A 261-nucleotide genomic window follows, 5' to 3' on the forward strand; every position below is an offset into this window, starting at 1 on the left:
CGGTCAATCGGCGCCACGCTTCTTGCGAATGATGGACAAGGACACGTTCTCGCCCAGTTATGACGTAGTCGCGGCACTCAACGCCCAGGGCGTCATCGACAAAGTCCCCACCAGCCTGCGTGACCTGGCGACGATGCAGAGTGCCTTCAACCAGTGGCATGAAGAGAGTGGCGGCCGGCCGATGTCGCAGATCTCGATGATGCTGGCTTACACCGTCAATCATTGAAACCGAGTTGCGGCCATCGCGAGCAAGCTCGCTCC

The 261-nt window shown here is 59.8% G+C and carries 1 pseudogene; it reads left to right on the forward strand.

Annotated features, from left to right (window positions below):
• A pseudogene (locus tag OC610_RS29295) lies at positions 1–226 on the forward strand (DNA-3-methyladenine glycosylase I); the annotation flags it as partial.
• Positions 227–261: the final 35 nt, after the last annotated feature.

Origin of the sequence: Pseudomonas agronomica (assembly GCF_025917275.1) — a bacterium.
GTDB lineage: Bacteria > Pseudomonadota > Gammaproteobacteria > Pseudomonadales > Pseudomonadaceae > Aquipseudomonas > Aquipseudomonas agronomica.